This is a genomic window from Pectobacterium atrosepticum, assembly GCA_019056595.1.
Classification (GTDB): Bacteria; Pseudomonadota; Gammaproteobacteria; order Enterobacterales; family Enterobacteriaceae; genus Pectobacterium; species Pectobacterium atrosepticum.
In genome coordinates, this window is sequence record CP036163.1 from 2122809 (window position 1) to 2142426 (window position 19618).

The window sequence follows — 19618 nt, forward strand, 5'->3', positions numbered from 1 at the left end:
TTTATTGTCCATCTTATCAGCCCTATCTCAGTGTTCTACACTTTGTCCTATTCACAAGACCCTATTCTGAAAATAATGAGGAACACACCATGACCGCTCATGCGATAGCCGTTGATCCACAACAGCCAGAAAATTTCATCACCATCACGCAGGACATTCCCGAGCCCGGTGAATACGATCTGTTGATCGGCGTAAAAGCTATTTCCGTCAACCCGGTTGATACCAAAGTTCATGCTGGGTTACGTCAAAATGGGTTACAGCAACCCAGAATTCTCGGCTGGGATGCCAGCGGTATCGTGCTGAAAACCGGCAGCGCCGTTAGCCACCTTCAGGTAGGTGATGAAGTCTGGTACGCTGGCGATATCACCCGACCCGGCAGCAATACTACCCATCAATTGATTGATTCACGTATCGTGGCGCGTAAGCCTGTTTCTCTGGACTGGTCGGCTGCGGCCGCACTGCCGCTTACGGCACTGACCGCGTGGGAAGGGCTTTTCGAGCATCTGAAAATACAGCAGGCCGATAGCGAGAAAACGTTGCTGATTATCGGCGGCGCGGGTGGCGTAGGTTCGCTCGCGATTTCTCTGGCGGCATTACGCAGTTCGGTGAACATCATCGCCACTGCGTCACAGCCTGACTCGGCAGAGTGGTGCCGCCAGCGCGGCGCACATAAAGTCGTGGATTATCGTAATCTGGTCGAGGAACTGGCAAAGGAAGGGATCAAACAGGTCGATTATATTTTCTGCCTGAACGACACCGACGGACACTGGGACGCCATCAGCAAACTGATCGCGCCAATGGGCCACATTTGCACTATCGTGGAAAACAAAACCCCGCTCGACCAAACGGCGCTAAAACTCAAAAGTGCGGCGCTGCATTGGGAACTCATGTTTACCCGCAGCATGTTCACCACACCGGATATCGCGGAACAGGGGAACATTCTGCACGAAGTCGCACAGCTGGTTGATGCAGGAAAACTTCAGGGTACCGCCAGCGAAACGCTGCAAGGGTTAACGGTAGAAACGCTGAAGCAGGCTCATGATAAAGTGCTGGAAGGGCATATGCGCGGTAAGATCGTTATCGCGCTTTAATAACGCAATCAGCCCCTTTCGGGGCTGATGCAGACCATTGACAAACCTATTTACTGAATGAAAACGGGAGTAACGGAATAGAAGAGTAAAGCGCTTGCGCCAGGGATGGCGCAAGCCGAGCGTACAAGGATGTATTCACAGCGTCTTTACGATCTATCCGTTACTCTCGCTCTACGGACTTTGTCAGCAGCCTCAACCAGCCCCTTTCAGGGCTGATTATTTATCGATCAATTGACTCACTGATCAATCAGACATCAGAACAGCAGACGGGCACGAATAGTGCCGGGAATCGCCTTCATCAGTTGCAGTGCCGTTTGCGCACCGTCGGTTTCTACATCAATCACCACATAACCAATTTCAGGTGTCGTTTGCAGATACTGCGCAGCAATGTTAATGCCCTGCTCAGCAAAGATCTGGTTAATTTTGGTAATCATGCCAGGACGGTTTTCATGGATGTGCAGCAGGCGGCTAGCGCGTGCGCCATGAACGGGCAGCGACACTTCTGGGAAATTCACCGCAGACAGCGTAGAGCCGTTGTCTGAATATTTCGCCAGTTTCCCTGCAACTTCATCACCGATATTTTCCTGTGCTTCCTGCGTGGATCCACCGATATGCGGCGTCAACAGCACGTTATCAAACTCGCACAGCGGCGACAGGAATGGCTCGCTGTTAGTTGCCGGCTCCTGTGGGAATACGTCAATCGCTGCACCGGACAAATGCTTGCTGCTTAGCACTTCACACAGCGCGGGAATATCAACCACCGTACCGCGAGCGGCGTTAATCAGGATTGCACCTGGTTTCATCAGTGCCAGTTCTTCCGCGCCCATCATATTATGCGTACTTTCATTTTCCGGCACATGCAGGCTCACCACGTCGCTCATATTCAGCAAATCGGACAGGTGGCGCACCTGCTGAGCATTGCCCAGCGGCAATTTGCTTTCAATATCATAGAAATAAACGTGCATACCCAGGCTTTCAGCCAAAATACCCAACTGCATACCGATATGGCCGTAGCCGATGATTCCGAGCTTTTTGCCGCGAGCTTCAAACGATCCCACAGCCAGTTTGTGCCAGATACCGCGGTGCGCTTTCGCGTTCGCTGCCGGGATACCACGCAGCATCAGCAGCATTTCGCCGATCACCATTTCTGCCACGGAGCGGGTATTGGAAAAAGGGGCATTAAACACTGGGATACCGCGTTTGGTCGCGGCCGACAGTTCAACCTGATTAGTCCCGATACAGAAACACCCTACCGCGATCAGTTTTTCCGCAGCAGCAAAAATCTCTTCTGTCAGATGGGTACGCGAGCGGATCCCCACAAAATGCGCGTCGCGGATAGAAGCTTTCAATGCTTCAGGATCCAGCGCCCCTTTGTGGAACTCGATGTTGGTGTAACCCGCTGCACGCAGGTTATCCAGCGCGCTCTGGTGCACGCCTTCCACTAACAGAAACTTAATCTTGTCTTTTTCCAGTGATACCTTTGCCATTTCCCGACCTTATTTTCAGACTTCAAATGTGACAGAGTGCTAAATAGCCTCTGCCAACATAACAAAAATTACGCAGTCAGCAATACAAACGATTGCTTCGCCCAAATCGCGCCACAGAGAAGCGCACCTGATTTATGGCAAAAAATATTGCCAAAGATGTGCATCGCCATATCGGCGATAAACAAAATAAGAAAATGTGATATTAAGTACCAAAAATGAGCCGTTAACTAAATAGATTTTTTTAGCTAAAAAATTTCTGACATGACCGTCCACCACGTCAGAACGATCATACACTCATTTAGTGACGGTTTTTACACCATCAGCCGTACCGACTAACGCCACATCCGCACCGCGGTTGGCAAACAGCCCAACGGTCACGACGCCAGCGATACCATTAATGTGGTTTTCTACCGCGACCGCATCCATGATATTCAGGTTGTGTACATCCAGAATGACGTTGCCATTATCCGTCACTACACCTTGACGATATTCCGGCTGACCACCCAGCTTCACCAGTTCACGCGCCACGTAAGACCGCGCCATTGGAATGACTTCAACTGGCAACGGGAATTTACCCAGTACATCAACCTGCTTTGACGCATCAACAATGCAGATGAACTGGCGCGACAGTGCCGAAATGATTTTCTCACGGGTCAGAGCAGCACCACCGCCTTTGATCATCTGCATATGACCGTTGATTTCATCCGCGCCATCCACATAAACATCCAGCGAATCAACATCATTGGCATCAAAAACGGGAATGCCCAGACTTTTCAATTTTTCCGTTGAAGCATCCGAACTGGAAACCGCGCCTTTGATTTGATGTTTTATCGAACCCAGCGCATCAATAAAGTGTGCTGCCGTCGATCCGGTTCCTACTCCCACGATGGTGTCAGGGCGAACATAGTCAAGCGCTGCCCATCCCACTGCTTTTTTCAGTTCATCTTGCGTCATAATCTGCTTTTGGCCTGTAGAATCGATATACGAAAACGTGTGCGTATTATAGAACATGCGCGTTGGGGAAAGCGTGCAATTCACCTCACCACCGATGCATTATTTCACGCGTGCAATGTCACACGTACCGTGCTGAATCGTGATTTCACACGATAGCCAAAATAAGATTTCTGCATGGCAAACCAGCAAAATGTGGCATAGTGAAAAAAAACAGACTCATTCAGGGGATTTTGACTTTCATGAAACGCCCGGACTATCGAACGCTTCAGGCTCTGGATGCCGTCATCCGCGAACGTGGTTTTGAACGCGCTGCCCAAAAATTGTGTATTACCCAATCTGCCGTTTCGCAGCGTATTAAACAGTTGGAAAATCTGTTCGGCCAACCGCTGTTGGTCAGAACCATCCCGCCCCGCCCAACGGAACAAGGGCAGAAGCTCTTGGCTCTGCTTCATCAGGTAGAATTACTGGAAGAAGAGTGGCTGGGTAATGAAACCAACAGCGATATTCCACTGCTGCTGTCGTTGGCGGTGAACGCCGACAGTCTGGCGACCTGGCTGTTGCCAGCGTTACAGTCGGTGTTGGTGGATTCTCCCATTCGTCTTAATTTGCAGGTCGAGGATGAAACGCGCACCCAGGAAAGATTGCGTCGGGGTGAAGTGGTCGGTGCGGTGAGTATTCAGTCTCAGCCGCTACCAAGTTGTCTGGTGGATAAACTGGGTGCGCTGGATTATCTGTTCGTTGCGTCGCCAGCGTTCGCCGCCCGCTATTTCCCGAATGGTGTGACGCGCTCTGCGCTGCTGCGTGCCCCTGCGGTTGCCTTCGACCATCTGGACGATATGCATCAGGCTTTTTTACAGCAGAACTTTGATTTGTCGCCGGGCAGTGTTCCCTGCCATATTGTGAATTCATCGGAAGCCTTCGTACAGCTGGCACGACAGGGCACGACCTGCTGCATGATCCCGCATCTGCAAATCGAGAGAGAGCTTGCCAACAACGAATTAGTCGATCTGACGCCGGGGCTGTTTCAGCGCCGGATGCTCTACTGGCATCGCTTCGCGCCGGAAAGTCGGATGATGAGAAAAGTGACGGATGCCCTGCTATCACACGGCCATCAGGTACTGAGACAGTCATAACGTACTGAGAAAGTGATATTGATGTCGTTATAAAAACCAACAGGCCTGTCTAAACAGGCCTGTTGGTACGATCAACTCGCTAGCACATTTCTTATTGCGTGCGCTGCAACTCAAATACGACATCCACCTGATCGTCAAAGTGAATGGTTTGTTGTTCATACGTTTGCGCTGCTTCGCTTTGTGCTGCCGCATCTGCTGTTTTAAACATCCGTGCCATTGGCATCGGCTGATAGTTGGCAACATGGTAGCGAACGCTGTAGATCGGTCCCAGCTTGGCGTTGAAGCCCTGTGCTAGCGATGCAGCCTGACTCGTCGCCTGTTCGATGGCTTTCTTACGCGCTTCATCACGATACGTTTCCGGGTTAGCAACGCCCAGTTCTACCGTGCGAATTTCATTCAGCCCTGATTTCAGCGCACCATCCAGCAGTTCGTTCAGTTTATCTAACTGACGCAGCGTCACTTCCACCTGACGCACCGCACGATAGCCTTTCAGCACTGAACCACCCGTTTTCAGATAATCATATTCTGGCTGCGTGCGTAAATTTGCAGCATTAATATCTTTTTTCTCAATGCCGTTTTTACCTAGAAAATCAAAATATTGTGCAACGCGAGCATCGACCTGCTTTTTCGCGTCCGCCGCATCCTTTGATGACACACTCACTTCAATTGCCAGACGCGCAATATCGGGTGTCGCGTCTACGCTGGATGTCCCCGACGTCACGATATGCGGGCCATCCGGCAGTTCCGCAGCCTGTGCGGCAATCGACACGCCACCAAACCCTACTGCGGCGGCCAGCGCCAGTGCATTGAGCTTCATCATACCTCGCTTCACACTCTCTCCTTACTTATGTTTCGTCACGCATGTGGCTCAGCGGATTTATCCTGCTTCGGCACAGCATGTTCCAGAATGAAAGATACAAGAAGGGTATCTTTTACCAGACAACATAACGTATTACTGACTCCACACAATATAGGTGAATTTCTGAAACGCAGCGTAAAGCGGTGTTATTTATTTCTAACCACTATTGCCAGCCGTGACGCGCCAGCTGCAAAGCGATTCCCCACATCACCACACCGACAAAAAAGTTGATAACTCGCTGTACCCGAGGTGTATTCAGCCACGGTGCCAGCCAAGCTGCCAATAACGCCAGCGCAAAGAACCAAGTGAAGGAAGCGGTCATCGTCCCCAGCGCAAACCAGCGTCGGGCGTCATCCGCAAACTGGCTCCCCAAACTCCCCAAGACCACGAAAGTATCCAGATAAACATGGGGGTTAAGCCAGGTCACTGCCAACATAGTGGCAATAATCCGCCAGCGGCTCTGCTTCATCACGTCAGCACTGGTTAGCGTAATATTCTTGCTGAAGGCCGTTTTCATTGCTCCCCAGCCGAACCAGAGCAAAAACGCAACGCCGCCCCAAGTCACCGCTCCTAACAATAACGAAGACTGGTTGAGCAACGCGCTACCGCCAAAAATACCCGCGCTAATCAACACCATGTCACTCACGGCACATAGCAGCGCCACCATCAGGTGATACTGTCGGCGAATTCCCTGATTCATTACGAATGCATTCTGTGGACCCAGTGGCAGAATCATCGCTGCCCCTAACAGAACGCCCTGTAAATAGACCGCCCACATACTTCTCTCCTACGCTATTTATTGTTGTCGCGAGGAGTTTATGAAAGCCGATTAAATAAGTGAAATTGAATATTCTAACGCTACATTAGGTACGCTAATGTGCTGAGGATGGAGGGGAGGAAATGTTAGTTGAGAGGACGATTTCTGACGATGCACCATGCCAATATCGGGACATGGTGCATACCTAGAGGCTTTTGTCAGCGAGTTTATTCTGGCTGTTTCGCTGCGGATTGTATGCTGTGCAGGTGCACATCCATCTGCGGATAAGGAATGCCAATACGGTGCTCATCCAGCACGCGTTTAAAGCTTTCTAACAGATCCCAGTACACCGCCTGCGCATTGCCGTTGGTCGTCCATACCCACACCACAAAATTCAGCGATGACGCCGCCATTTCATTCAGGCGAATAGTGACGCCTTTGTCATGCTGGATACGCTCATCCGCCGCAACAATATCGCCCAATAGCTTTTTCACTACGTCAATATCGGCATCATACGCCACGCCAACAATAATTTCGGTACGGCGATCCGGCTCACGCGAGCTGTTGATGATGTTGCCAGCGATGATCTTGCCATTTGGAACCACGATAATTTTGCCATCAGACGTGCGCAGCGTTGTCGAGAAGATCTGCACCTGCGTGACCGTACCGGACACGCCGCCCAAATCCACCCATTCCCCAGTACGGAAAGGCCGGAAAATCACCAATAAAACGCCTGCGGCAAAGTTGGCTAACGACCCCTGTAATGCCAGACCAATAGCCAAGCCCGCAGCACCCAGCACGGCAATCACCGATGCCGTCTGTACACCAACCCGACTCAATACTGCAATCAGTGTGAACGCGATAATGCCATAGCGAACCAGCGCAGACAGGAAATCTGCCACGGTTGAATCGATAGAACGGTTAATCATCAGTTTATTAATGGTGCCGGAGACTATCCGTGCGATCACCAGACCAACGATGAGGATCACTAATGCTGCAACAATATTCACGGCATACTGCAAAAACAAGTCCTGATGAGTCACCAACCAGTTCCCTGCCTGATCCAAACCCGTATTAAGTTCTTCCATTTAAAAGCTCCTGTTTTTTAATCACTGGGAAAGCATAACGTCCACCACTGAAACCGCAACATCGCCCCAAAAATTAAGGCTCCCGCAGGAGCCTTAGCATCAAACTATGTCTGTCGTCTTACTCAGAGCACATCAACAGCATTGAGCTCTTTGAAGGCTTGTTCCAGACGAGCAACCATGCTTGTCTGGGCGGAACGCAGCCACACACGTGGATCATAGTATTTCTTGTTCGGCTGATCGTCGCCTTTCGGGTTGCCCAATTGAGCTTGCAGATAGGCTTCGTTTTCTTTGTAGTATTTCAGGATACCTTCCCACGTTGCCCACTGGGTGTCGGTATCAATGTTCATTTTCACTACGCCGTAGCTGACCGAATCTTTGATTTCCTGAGCGCTGGAACCAGAACCACCGTGGAACACGAAATCCAGGCTGTTGTGTGGCAGGTTATGTTTCTTGGAAACATATTCCTGAGAATCACGCAGGATGGTCGGGGTCAGCTTCACGTTACCTGGCTTGTATACGCCATGCACGTTACCGAAAGAGGCGGCGATAGTGAAACGTGGGCTAATCGCGTTCAGTTTGGTGTACGCGTAATCAACATCTTCTGGCTGGGTGTACAGAGCAGAAGCGTCCATGTGGCTGTTATCCACGCCGTCTTCTTCACCACCAGTGCAACCCAGTTCGATTTCCAGGGTCATATCGATTTTGGCCATACGCGCCAAATATTTAGAACAAATTTCGATGTTCTCTTCCAGAGACTCTTCAGACAGGTCAATCATGTGAGAAGAGAACAGCGGTTTGCCGGTAGCAGCAAAGTGTTTTTCACCCGCGTCCAGCAGGCCATCGATCCACGGCAGCAGTTTTTTCGCACAATGGTCAGTGTGAAGAATTACCGGAATGCCGTAATGCTCAGCCATTTGGTGCACATGATGAGCGCCAGAAATCGCACCCAAAATTGCCGCCTGCTGGCCTTCTGCTTTCAGACCTTTACCCGCGGTGAATGCTGCGCCGCCGTTAGAGAACTGAACGATTACCGGCGCGCGCACTTTGGCTGCAGCTTCCAGCACAGCATTGATTGAGTCGGTACCGACACAGTTCACTGCTGGCAAAGCGAATTTGTTTTCTTTTGCTACTGCGAAAACTTTCTGAACGTCATCACCAGTGATGACACCGGGTTTTACGAAATCAAAAATTTTAGACATGTTACGTGTCCCGTTTCGTTGGCCGTGGAGGGGTTAAAGAAATCGATGTTAAATCGACAGGTTGTCCCAACACGATATTGTGATAACTACCTGTCGAGACAACCACAGGAAAGGGAAAAAGCACCCCTTACCTTAAATTACTGCTTGGCGCGTTCTTCCAGCATAACGACTGCTGGCAGTTTTTTCCCTTCAACGAACTCCAGGAATGCGCCACCACCAGTAGAAATGTAGGAGATCTTGTCTGCAATACCAAACAGATCGATCGCAGCTAGCGTATCGCCGCCACCTGCGATAGAGAATGCGTCGCTATCCGCGATAGCACGAGCGATAATCTCGGTTCCTTTACGGAAATTCGGGAATTCGAAGACGCCAACTGGGCCATTCCACAGGATGGTTTTGGCATTCTTCAGAATTTCAGCCAAACGCTCAGCGGAAACATCTCCCAGATCAAGAATCTGCTCTTCGTCTTTAATTTCCGTAACAGACTTCAGCGTTGCAGCAGCAGTTTCAGAGAACTCTGACGCTACACGCACATCGCTCGGAACAGGAATATCACACGTTTCCAGCAGCTTTTTCGCTTCAGAAATCAGGTCTGCTTCATACAGGGACTTACCTACATTGTGGCCTTGTGCGGCAACAAAGGTATTGGCGATACCGCCACCCACGATCAGCTGATCGGCGATTTTAGACAGTGAATCCAGTACGGTCAGTTTGGTAGAAACTTTAGAACCGCCCACAATGGCGACCATCGGACGGGCTGGTTTGCTCAGTGCTTTACCCAGCGCTTCCAGCTCACCAAACAGCAGCGGGCCCGCACAAGCGATAGTGGCAAATTTACCTACGCCGTGGGTTGAAGCCTGTGCACGGTGCGCCGTACCGAAGGCGTCCATCACGAACACATCGCACAGTGCCGCGTATTTCTTGGAGAGCACTTCGTCGTCTTTCTTCTCGCCTTTGTTAAAGCGGACGTTTTCCAGTACAACCAGCTCGCCTTCGGCGACATCAACACCATCTAGGTAGTCTTTCGCCAGACGTACGGGAGAAGAGAGTTTCTCTTTCAGGTAGTCAACAACAGGCAGCAGAGAAAAATCTTCGTTGTACTCGCCTTCGGTCGGACGTCCCAAGTGGGAAGTGACCATAACGCGAGCGCCTTGTTTCAGAGCGATTTCGATGGTCGGCAGAGAGGCACGGATGCGCGCATCAGACGTCACTTTCCCTTCTTTTACTGGTACGTTCAGATCCGCACGAATAAGAACACGTTTACCAGCCAGATCCAGATCGGTCATCTTAATTACAGACATGGTGAATCCTCTTGTTGATTCTCTTTTAAAGTTGCTTGAGCGAGATAGCGACCCCTGATCGCCACCGTCGTACTAGAAACCGCAGGCCGCCATCGCACGTGTTGTATCCAACATCCGGTTGGCAAAGCCCCATTCGTTATCGCACCAGACCAATGTTTTAATCAGATGCTGACCACTGACCCGTGTCTGCGTGCCATCGACAATGGCACTGTGCGGATCGTGGTTAAAATCAGCTGACACTAATGGCAACTCAGTATAATCAACTATACCACGAAACGACTCATGCGCTGATTTTTGCAATAGTGCATTAATTTCATTCACATTTACGGCTTTCCTGACGCTGACGCTCAGGTCAATTGCCGTGACGTTAATCGTCGGCACCCGCACCGAGATCGCCTCAAAGCGATCAACAAACTGTGGAAAAATACGGGTGATCCCCGCCGACAGTTTAGTATCTACCGGAATGATCGACTGGCTGGCAGCGCGAGTACGCCGCAGATCGTGATGATAAGCATCGATCACCGGTTGATCGTTCATCGATGAGTGAATCGTCGTCACCGTACCATTCTCAATACCGAAGGCATCATCCAGCAGCTTGATCACCGGGATAATACAGTTGGTTGTGCAGGACGCATTGGAAACAATGCGATGTCCGCTTTCCAACCGATCGTGATTGACGCCAAACACCACCGTGGCATCCAAATCCGTCGTTCCCGGATGAGAAAACAGCACTTTCTTCGCACCTGCCGCCAGATGGGCTTCCCCATCTTCTCGGCTACCGTAGACACCACTGCAATCCAGTACGATATCTACACCGAGTTCTCGCCAGGGCAACTGCTGGATCTCTACCTGATGCAACAGGCGAATATCGTCATCACCGACATAAAGCTGATCGCACTCCTGACGAACATCCCACGAAAAACGGCCGTGACTGGAGTCATACTTGAGCAAATGCGCCATGCCTTCCGCGCTCGCTAGCTCGTTAATCGCCACCACGGTAATCTCGGCTCGGCGGCCCGATTCATACAATGCACGTAAAACACTGCGGCCTATGCGGCCAAAACCGTTTATCGCAATACGGATCGTCATGGCGTTCCTTGTGGTTCCTTATGTCATGGCAGGTATACCCAACGCATAGAATATACCCTTCTTAGACACCAGAGAACCCCTGGAAAAACGCCGTCAGCACAACAACTGAAACGCTTCAGCTAGAATAAACGAATTAACGCATAAAAGAAATATTCTCGTCTGGCACACGCGAGAAGAGTGACCTGCGTCATAAAAATAAAAAATCTGGACTTGGGGATCTAACAAAATGTGTCGAGCGGTAGGGACAAATTAAAGATGAAAAAAAGCCGCCAATGTTAGCTGACGGCTTCTCATATCAGGATTAGAGGCGTGATTACTTAAGCAGCGCCTGCGCTTTTTCGACCACGTTATCGACAGTGAAGCCAAACGCTTCGAACAGCAGCTCAGCCGGCGCAGATTCACCGAAGCTTGTCATACCGACAATCGCGCCGTTCAGGCCGACGTACTTGAACCAGTAGTCTGCGATACCCGCTTCAATGGCCACGCGCGCCGATACCGCTTTCGGCAGCACAGCTTCACGATAGGCCGCGTCCTGCTTGTCGAACGCATCCGTTGACGGCATGGACACCACGCGCACCTTGCGGCCAGCGGCTGTCAGCTTGTCATACGCACCGACAGCCAGTTCGACTTCAGAACCGGTGGCAATCAGGATGAGTTCCGGCTGGCCGTCGCTGTCTTTCAGCACGTACCCGCCTTTCACCACGTTCGCCAGCTGTTCAGCGGTACGCGTCTGCTGCGCCAGATTCTGACGCGACAGGATAAGTGACGTCGGGCCGTCCTGACGCTCAATCGCGTATTTCCACGCCACCGCGGTTTCCACCTGGTCTGCCGGACGCCAGTTGCTCATGTTCGGCGTTACGCGCAGGCTGGCCAGCTGTTCAACCGGCTGGTGCGTCGGGCCGTCTTCGCCCAGACCGATGGAGTCGTGGGTGTAGACGTAGATGCTGCGGATTTTCATCAGCGCCGCCATACGCACGGCGTTACGCGCGTATTCCACAAACATCAGGAAAGTCGCGGTGTACGGCACAAAGCCACCGTGCAGCGCAATCCCGTTGGCAATGGCGGTCATACCGAACTCGCGCACACCGTAGTGGATATAGTTACCCGCGTGGTCTTTATCCAGCGATACCGAGCCGGACCAGATGGTCAGGTTGCTCGGGGCCAGGTCGGCAGAGCCGCCCAGGAATTCCGGCAGCAGTTTGCCGTAGGCTTCCAGCGCGTTCTGTGACGCTTTACGGCTGGCGATTTTCGCCGGATTGGCCTGCAAATCCTCGATAAATTTCTGTGCATCTGCCTGCCAGTGGGTCGGCAGTTCACCGCCGGTACGGCGTGTGAATTCGGCAGCCAGTTCAGGGTACGCGCTGGCGTAGGCAGCAAATGCCTCATCCCAGGCCGCTTCCTTACGCTGACCGGCCGGTTTGGCGTCCCAGGCGGCATAAATATCCGCCGGAATATCAAACGGCGCGTGCGTCCAGCCCAGCTGTTCGCGGGAAGCCGCGACTTCCGCCTCGCCCAGCGGTGCACCGTGCGAGTCGTGCGTGCCGGCCTTGTTCGGTGAACCGAAGCCAATCACGGTTTTGCACATCAGCAGCGACGGTTTATCGGTCACCAACTGAGCTTCGCCGATAGCGCGTTTGATGGCGTCCGCATCGTGACCGTCCACGCCGCGCACCACGTGCCAGCCGTAGGCTTCAAAGCGGGCGGCGGTATCGTCGGTAAACCAGCCTTCTACGTGACCGTCGATGGAGATGCCGTTGTCATCATAAAACGCGGTCAGTTTGCCGAGCTTCATGGTGCCTGCCAGCGAGCAGACTTCGTGAGAAATCCCTTCCATCATGCAGCCGTCACCGAGGAAGGTGTAGGTGTGATGGTTAACAATGTCGTGGCCCGGGCGGTTGAACTGCGCCGCCAGCGTGCGCTCGGCAATCGCCATACCGACCGCATTGGCAACACCCTGACCCAGCGGGCCGGTGGTGGTTTCAACGCCGGCGGTGTAGCCGTATTCAGGGTGACCCGGAGTTTTGGAATGCATCTGACGGAAGTTTTTCAGTTCTTCAATCGGCAGGTCGTAGCCGGAGAGATGCAGCAGGCTGTAAATCAGCATGGACGCATGACCGTTGGACAGCACGAAGCGGTCGCGGTTGGCCCAGTTGGGGTTGGCCGGATTATGGTTAAGATAATCACGCCACAGCACTTCGGCGATATCGGCCATGCCCATCGGTGCGCCCGGGTGACCGGATTTGGCTTTCTGCACCCCATCCATGCTCAGCGCGCGGATAGCATTGGCAAGTTCTTTACGAGAGGACATGCTTGACTCCAGATCGGATTGAACGAATGCCATTCCTGTATAATCCATATTATTCAACAAGTTAAACAGGAATGACAAAATAAATATGATTACAAATGTACATGAAAAATGTAGCGAATGCACATGGAACCGTGAGCAAAAAACAGGGATTTATCGGCTAACAAGTCAATGGCGGTTCTTTTATCAATTGTGCAGTTGATTGCAGCGCCATACGCCATGTTTTCCAGTGGGTTCACCTTTATCTACCGTACTTTTTTGGAACGCACGAAAACAAAACTCATTGCCTGTTGGCTATTGAAAAGAGTACAAATCAGATCTTCAGATCTATTTCTCAATGCTGTTTTCGGGTAGTTTATAGCCGCTTTTCTTTCGTATTAAAAAACAAACACAATCGTAGGGAGATGATTTTTATGGCAATTCGTTCTTCTGTACTGGCCCTGTGTGTAGCAACCTTGCTGACCGGCTGCCAGAATTTAAACACCAATACCTTAATGCAATCCGGCGCACAGGCTTTCCAAGCTGCAACACTCAGCGATGCTCAGGTTAAAGCGCTCAGCGACCAGTCCTGTGAACAAATGGATAAAGAAGCAAAGATTGCCCCTGCCGATAGCAAATACACGCAGCGCCTGAATAAAATTGCGGATGCGCTGGGCCACGATATCAACGGCACGCCAGCAAACTACAAAGTCTATCTAGAGAAGGATGTTAACGCCTGGGCAATGGCTAACGGTTGCATCCGAGTATATAGCGGTCTGATGGACATGATGAACGACAATGAAGTGGAAGGCGTACTCGGCCACGAAATGGGCCACGTTGCGCTGGGACACACGCGTAAAGCGATGCAGGTTGCCTATGCTGCGACTGCCGCACGGACCGCAATCGCCTCCGCTGGCGGCGTAGCAGCGTCATTATCGCAATCACAGTTAGCCGATCTGGGGGAAAAACTGGTTAATTCTCAATTCTCTCAATCCCAGGAAAGTCAGGCTGATGACTATTCCTTTGATTTGCTGAAGAAACGCGGCATCAACCGGGAAGGTCTGGCGAGCAGCTTTGAGAAACTCGCCAAATTGGATGCTAGCCATGAGAGTAGCATGTTTGATTCCCACCCTTCCTCTGAAGGGCGCGCCAAACACATCCGTGAACGCATTACTGCCGAGAAATAATCTCACACGCTGATTATTCGCAAAAAATGCGCACTGGGGCAATTGAAAAAATCTCAATTGCCCGCTAGTCATCCGACCACTATCATCCCCGTCATATTCGCTGTAAGCTGTTAAAAAACAGCGACCTTCAATCACCGCCATCATCACTATGATAGGATTTAAGAATTAATAGATATAAATAGATAGCTATTTTCAATCATATTTACCCTCCGTTCTCTTTTTAAGAAACGATACTCAGCAGATTTCCAGATGTAGGAACGCAACTGAGAGAATGAATGCGGCGGTATACGGAAAAACAGGCAACCACGATTAACGCAGACATACACGTCGTAATAACAGTAAGGATGGATAACCCCATGTATTTAAAGATAGAAACAAACCAGTAAATCAAGCATACTATGTTAAACCAATAAAATTTCTTCCAGTTTAATCATATAGATATATGATAAAACCTGTTGCCGCTCCCGCAGGTTTCTCTAGAGGCTCCATCTTTTAGCGATTTAAATGCATTTCAGGATCGCAATTTCTTAATAACTGGATAACATCAGCAACGATTATTGGTTTGTGGCCACTTTCAGACAATAAACTCATATGTGTTAAAAATCATGGATGTGAGAATTTTCAGTAAATGCAATTTTACCACGGTAGGATTACGGGAAATCCTATCGAGTATTCCTATACTCTCGATAAAGCCCGTCAACAGGTTTACGCTGCAACAAGGAAAGAAAAAATGTATTTTCATCATTGACGGCAGTAGCGAGGGCTTTGAGGAATACTATGAGTCGATAAGAACTCACTTTTATAATATGGCGTCATCGTTCGTTATCATCAATAATTCCCCCAATCACCCCCCCGTGTGCATTGACGAAAAAACGATTCTTATTTCAAAGTCAGCAGCCATCGATTCGTTTTATAAATTACTCGATTTCGTCCACCTCCACGACCGCCGTTTATTCAGTCCCGTCAGGCTATCAAAATCTGAATATGCCGTATTCCAGTATTGGTGTGCGGGCTACACAGCGGAAGCGATTGCCGATCTCATCGGGTTAAATAAGAAATCAGTACTGAACAGTAAATCAAGATTACTGAATAAATATGGCGTTCAGGATAAAAACTCTTTACTGCTTATTGCTAAAATTATCTTCAAAGACAACGTCATTGAAGAATTTGATTCCCTTCCAAAACCAGCAGCCGATATCAATATGATTAATTCGCTTATCTGATCGATAGACGAAAAAAAGGGATGCACACTCGCATCCCTTTTCACTTAGTCAATCACACTTACTCATCTTCCAAATAAGTATAACCGTACAGCCCGGTTTCAAACTCTTCCATGAACTGCGCCTGAAGTTCAGCATCCAGGTCGGTTTCTTTAACCTGATCGCGGAAACGAGTCATCAGTACTTTAGGGTCAAGTTGCACATATTCCAGCATGTCAGCAACCGTATTCCCTTCGTCAGACTCTTCAATCTCAACGGTACCGTCCTGGAAGACAAACACGTCAACGGTCGACGTATCGCCAAACAGGTTATGCATGTTACCCAGAATTTCCTGATAGGCACCGACCATAAAGAAGCCCAGCAGCGGCGGGTTTTCTGGATCGTAAGGCGGCATCGGCATCGTCGTCGCGATTCCGTCACCATCGACATAATGATCGATCGTGCCATCAGAATCACAGGTGATGTCCAGCAGTACAGCACGACGCTCAGGCGGTTTATCCAGCCCTTCCAGCGGCATTACTGGGAACAGCTGATCGATACCCCATGCATCCGGCATAGATTGGAACAGAGAGAAGTTGACATACAGCTTGTCAGCCATCCGCTCTTGTAATTCATCAATCACTGGCCGATGCGCACGATTGCTCGGGTCCAACTGTTCCTGAATCAACTGACAGATGCTCAGATAAAGCTGCTCTGCCTTCGCACGCTGTGTCAGATCCAACATGCCGTGCGTGTACTGGGTATGCACATCGTGCAAGTCCATCTGGCTGTCATGCAACCACTCACGCAGCGAACGGCGTTTCCCTGGTTGCTTGATTTCCTTCCAGGTTGACCACAGGCTTTCCAACGCACGCGGGGCATCCTCTTCCGGCTCAGTAGGTTCGCTGAACTCGTTACGCTCAACCCCGATAATATTGGAAACTAACACGGTATGGTGCGCGGTGACCGCTCGGCCGGATTCAGTAATCACCGTTGGATGCGGTAACCCGTGTTCATTACAGGCATCGCCGATACCCCAAATCACGTTATTGGCGTATTCGTTCAGGCCATAGTTGACTGAACAGTCGGACTGAGAACGAGTTCCTTCATAATCCACGCCCAAACCGCCACCAACGTCAAAGCACTGGATATTCACACCCAGTTTATGCAGCTCGACATAGAAGCGCGCGGATTCACGCACGCCCGTCGCGATATCACGGATATTTGCCAACTGTGATCCCAGATGGAAATGCAGCAGTTGCAGGCTATCCAGCTTTCCAGCTTCACGTAGCATCTCAACCAGTTGCAGAACCTGAATCGCCGCCAAGCCAAACTTGGATTTTTCGCCGCCGCTGGATTGCCACTTGCCCGATCCCTGAGAGGCCAGACGCGCACGGACGCCGAGGCGCGGCACCACATTCAAGCGCTCAGCTTCTTCCAGCACCAGCCGGATTTCGGACATCTTCTCGATGACCAAATAAACCTTGTGGCCCAGCTTTTCGCCAATCAGCGCCAGACGGATGTATTCACGGTCTTTGTAGCCGTTACACACAATCACAGTGCGGGTCATGCCGGCATGACCCAGTACCGCCATCAGCTCAGCTTTTGAACCGGCTTCCAGACCCAGCGGCTCACCGGAATTGGCCAGTGACTCAATGACGCGACGATGCTGGTTAACCTTGATCGGATACACCAGAAAGTAGCCGCCTTCATAGCCAAACGATTCGCGAGCCTGTTTAAACGCAGCGTTAATAGAACGCAGGCGATGCTGAAGAATTTGCGGAAAGCAGAACAGCGCAGGCAGGCGCTGATGGTTCTCTTTCTGCATATCTTTGACCAGTCTGGCCAGATCGACGCGCGCTTCTGGGACGTCGGGATCCGGGCACACGCTAATGTGGCCAAGTTCATTGACGTCATAGTAATTATTGCCCCACCAGGCAATATTGTAGGTACGAAGCATTTCGCTGGCATTACGGTCATTCATGGCAACCTCCTGCATAGAGCGCAAATTTTCATGTTTACCCGTCGCTGACGAGCCGTGATGAATCATGTCGTCAGACATAACGAACCTCTTCTTTTTCTAGACTGCTGATCACATCAGTACCTGAATAAACAGCCCACATGAGCATACCTGCAACATGCGGCATCGACAGTGAAAAAACCGGCGTAGTGAAGTATGCCGTCACTTTATTACTCTTATTAGTGTAAAACACGTTGTCGGGCTCCGTGTTACGGGTCGATAAAACTCGTTGTGAAAATCACCGGGCGAACGTGACCAGAAAGATGTAAACGCTTCTGGCAGAAAGAATAACAGGCAGATTAACCAGCCCTGGAGTCCTGTGTCGAATTTAACGACAGACTACGTCTGGAAACGGAAAAGAAGGGTTGAGTCGCTGACGCGATGGCGTCAAAAGGGACGTATTGCGAAGGCAATACACTCAGTAAACAACGGATCATTAATCCAATCACCTCCACGTGCGCCGCAGGCTGTGCGGTTAGCTATCAATAAGACATTCACATGTCGCAGCATATACCCTATACGCTACAGTTCGCCGTTTATACCTACATGCTACTGGAAAAGCAAAATGAAAATTACTGCCAGTCATCTCTTGTAAAAGAAAAAACGGCCGATGATAAAAGGACGATGGCGAGCTAATGCGAAAAACTACTGGCACTGAGACCAAAAGGTGACCTAGAATAGCCATCCAGATGTTAATCCGTCTATACTGATTAACTGATACACTGCTTAACGGCTTTGATTTGAAGGTAAAGAAACTCATGGCTAAACACCTTTTTACGTCCGAGTCAGTCTCTGAAGGACACCCTGATAAAATTGCTGACCAGATTTCTGATGCGGTTCTCGACGCCATTCTGGAGCAAGACCCAAAAGCGCGTGTCGCTTGTGAGACTTATGTAAAGACCGGGATGGTGTTAGTCGGTGGTGAAATTACTACCAGCGCCTGGGTCGACATTGAAGAAATTACCCGTCGTACCGTACGTGATATCGGTTATGTCAATTCTGAAATGGGCTTTGATGCCAACTCCTGTGCCGTACTGAGCGCAATTGGCAAGCAGTCTCCTGACATCAATCAGGGCGTTGACCGCCGCGATCCGTTAGAACAAGGCGCAGGCGACCAGGGTCTGATGTTCGGTTACGCGACCAACGAAACCGACGTACTGATGCCAGCCCCTGTGACTTATGCACACCGTCTGGTTCATCGCCAGTCAGAAGTCCGCAAGAGCGGTTCTCTGCCGTGGCTGCGTCCTGATGCGAAAAGCCAGGTTACGTTCCTGTACGACGATGGCAAGATTGCCGGTATTGATGCTGTGGTGCTGTCTACCCAGCATTCAGAAGACGTTAGCCAGAAAGATCTGCATGAAGCGGTGATGGAAGAGATCATCAAACCGGTTCTGCCTGCAGAGTGGCTGTCTGCCAGCACCAAATATTTCATCAACCCAACTGGACGCTTTGTTATCGGCGGCCCAATGGGTGACTGCGGTCTGACGGGTCGTAAAATCATCGTTGATACTTACGGCGGCGCGGCGCGGCACGGCGGCGGTGCATTCTCCGGTAAAGATCCGTCTAAAGTAGACCGTTCTGCTGCCTATGCCGCACGCTATGTTGCCAAAAATATCGTTGCTGCTGGCCTGGCCGATCGCTGCGAGATTCAGGTGTCCTACGCTATCGGCGTGGCGGAACCAACATCCATCATGATCGAAACCTTCGGCACAGAGAAAGTGTCCACCGAGCAACTGACGCTGCTGGTGCGCGAATTCTTCGATTTGCGTCCTTATGGCTTAATCCAGATGCTGGATCTGCTGCATCCGATTTATCAGGAAACGGCAGCTTATGGTCACTTTGGCCGTGAGCATTTCCCGTGGGAAAAAACAGACAAAGCCGCGCAGCTGCGTGAAGCTGCTGGTCTGTAATATTATTCCGAGATAAATACCAGCGCGGTAAATATCAGCATGACAAACACCAAACGGCGA

General features: G+C 50.6%; 16 protein-coding genes. 5 read left to right on the plus strand and 11 right to left on the minus strand.

Annotated elements, in window-relative coordinates:
• Positions 1–89 precede the first annotated feature (89 nt).
• Positions 90–1091 carry a zinc-binding alcohol dehydrogenase family protein gene (locus DCX48_10200; GenBank protein ID QXE14845.1) on the plus strand — a complete coding sequence of 334 codons (1002 nt, stop codon included), beginning with the start codon at positions 90–92 and terminating at the stop codon, positions 1089–1091.
• A 254-nt stretch (positions 1092–1345) separates the two neighbouring features.
• On the opposite strand, the gene DCX48_10205 is transcribed toward DCX48_10200, so the two are convergent.
• Both DCX48_10205 and rpiA read right to left on the minus strand, forming a co-directional pair.
• Entirely contained in the window at positions 1346–2578 is a 1233-nt protein-coding gene (locus DCX48_10205; protein QXE14846.1) for a phosphoglycerate dehydrogenase, read from the minus strand.
• A 294-nt stretch (positions 2579–2872) separates the two neighbouring features.
• The gene (gene rpiA, locus DCX48_10210) at positions 2873–3532 is read right to left on the minus strand and encodes a ribose-5-phosphate isomerase RpiA (GenBank protein QXE14847.1); all 660 of its coding nucleotides are present in this window, start codon (positions 3530–3532) and stop codon (positions 2873–2875) included.
• Between the two features lie 239 nt (positions 3533–3771).
• Between rpiA and DCX48_10215 the strand changes: the two genes are divergently transcribed.
• Entirely contained in the window at positions 3772–4665 is an 894-nt protein-coding gene (locus tag DCX48_10215) for a LysR family transcriptional regulator ArgP (protein ID QXE14848.1), read from the plus strand.
• A 91-nt stretch (positions 4666–4756) separates the two neighbouring features.
• Here DCX48_10215 and DCX48_10220 read toward each other — a convergent pair whose 3' ends face one another.
• From DCX48_10220 to tkt, 7 genes are all read right to left on the minus strand, one after another.
• A complete protein-coding gene (locus DCX48_10220; protein ID QXE17212.1) occupies positions 4757–5482 on the minus strand; it encodes an oxidative stress defense protein in 726 nt (241 codons plus the stop codon).
• Between the two features lie 205 nt (positions 5483–5687).
• Positions 5688–6302, minus strand: a complete 615-nt coding sequence (gene argO / locus DCX48_10225) for an arginine exporter ArgO (GenBank protein QXE14849.1) — start codon at positions 6300–6302, stop codon at positions 5688–5690.
• Positions 6303–6508: 206 nt separating this feature from the next.
• Entirely contained in the window at positions 6509–7369 is an 861-nt protein-coding gene (gene mscS / locus DCX48_10230; protein ID QXE14850.1) for a small-conductance mechanosensitive channel MscS, read from the minus strand.
• 122 nt (positions 7370–7491) lie between these two features.
• Positions 7492–8568: a class II fructose-bisphosphate aldolase gene (gene fbaA / locus DCX48_10235; protein ID QXE14851.1), complete on the minus strand. Its 1077-nt coding sequence runs from the start codon at positions 8566–8568 to the stop codon at positions 7492–7494.
• A gap of 137 nt (positions 8569–8705) precedes the next feature.
• Entirely contained in the window at positions 8706–9869 is a 1164-nt protein-coding gene (locus DCX48_10240) for a phosphoglycerate kinase (GenBank protein QXE14852.1), read from the minus strand.
• A 72-nt stretch (positions 9870–9941) separates the two neighbouring features.
• A complete protein-coding gene (locus DCX48_10245) occupies positions 9942–10958 on the minus strand; it encodes an erythrose-4-phosphate dehydrogenase (GenBank protein QXE14853.1) in 1017 nt (338 codons plus the stop codon).
• 313 nt (positions 10959–11271) lie between these two features.
• Entirely contained in the window at positions 11272–13266 is a 1995-nt protein-coding gene (gene tkt, locus DCX48_10250; protein QXE14854.1) for a transketolase, read from the minus strand.
• A 410-nt stretch (positions 13267–13676) separates the two neighbouring features.
• Between tkt and DCX48_10255 the strand changes: the two genes are divergently transcribed.
• Positions 13677–14429 (plus strand): metalloprotease, encoded by a 753-nt coding sequence (locus tag DCX48_10255; protein QXE14855.1) that lies wholly within the window; start codon positions 13677–13679, stop codon positions 14427–14429.
• 677 nt (positions 14430–15106) lie between these two features.
• Positions 15107–15652, plus strand: coding sequence for a LuxR family transcriptional regulator (locus DCX48_10260; GenBank protein QXE17213.1), 546 nt, complete (start codon positions 15107–15109; stop codon positions 15650–15652).
• Between the two features lie 58 nt (positions 15653–15710).
• Here the strand turns inward: DCX48_10260 and speA are convergent, their stop codons facing one another.
• A complete protein-coding gene (speA, locus tag DCX48_10265; GenBank protein QXE14856.1) occupies positions 15711–17690 on the minus strand; it encodes a biosynthetic arginine decarboxylase in 1980 nt (659 codons plus the stop codon).
• Between the two features lie 433 nt (positions 17691–18123).
• Positions 18124–18498, minus strand: a complete 375-nt coding sequence (locus DCX48_10270; protein ID QXE14857.1) for a DUF2684 family protein — start codon at positions 18496–18498, stop codon at positions 18124–18126.
• On the opposite strand from DCX48_10270, the gene metK reads away from it, so the two are divergent.
• Positions 18407–19558 carry a methionine adenosyltransferase gene (gene metK / locus DCX48_10275; protein QXE14858.1) on the plus strand — a complete coding sequence of 384 codons (1152 nt, stop codon included), beginning with the start codon at positions 18407–18409 and terminating at the stop codon, positions 19556–19558. The genes DCX48_10270 and metK overlap by 92 nt on opposite strands.
• Positions 19559–19618 lie beyond the last annotated feature (60 nt).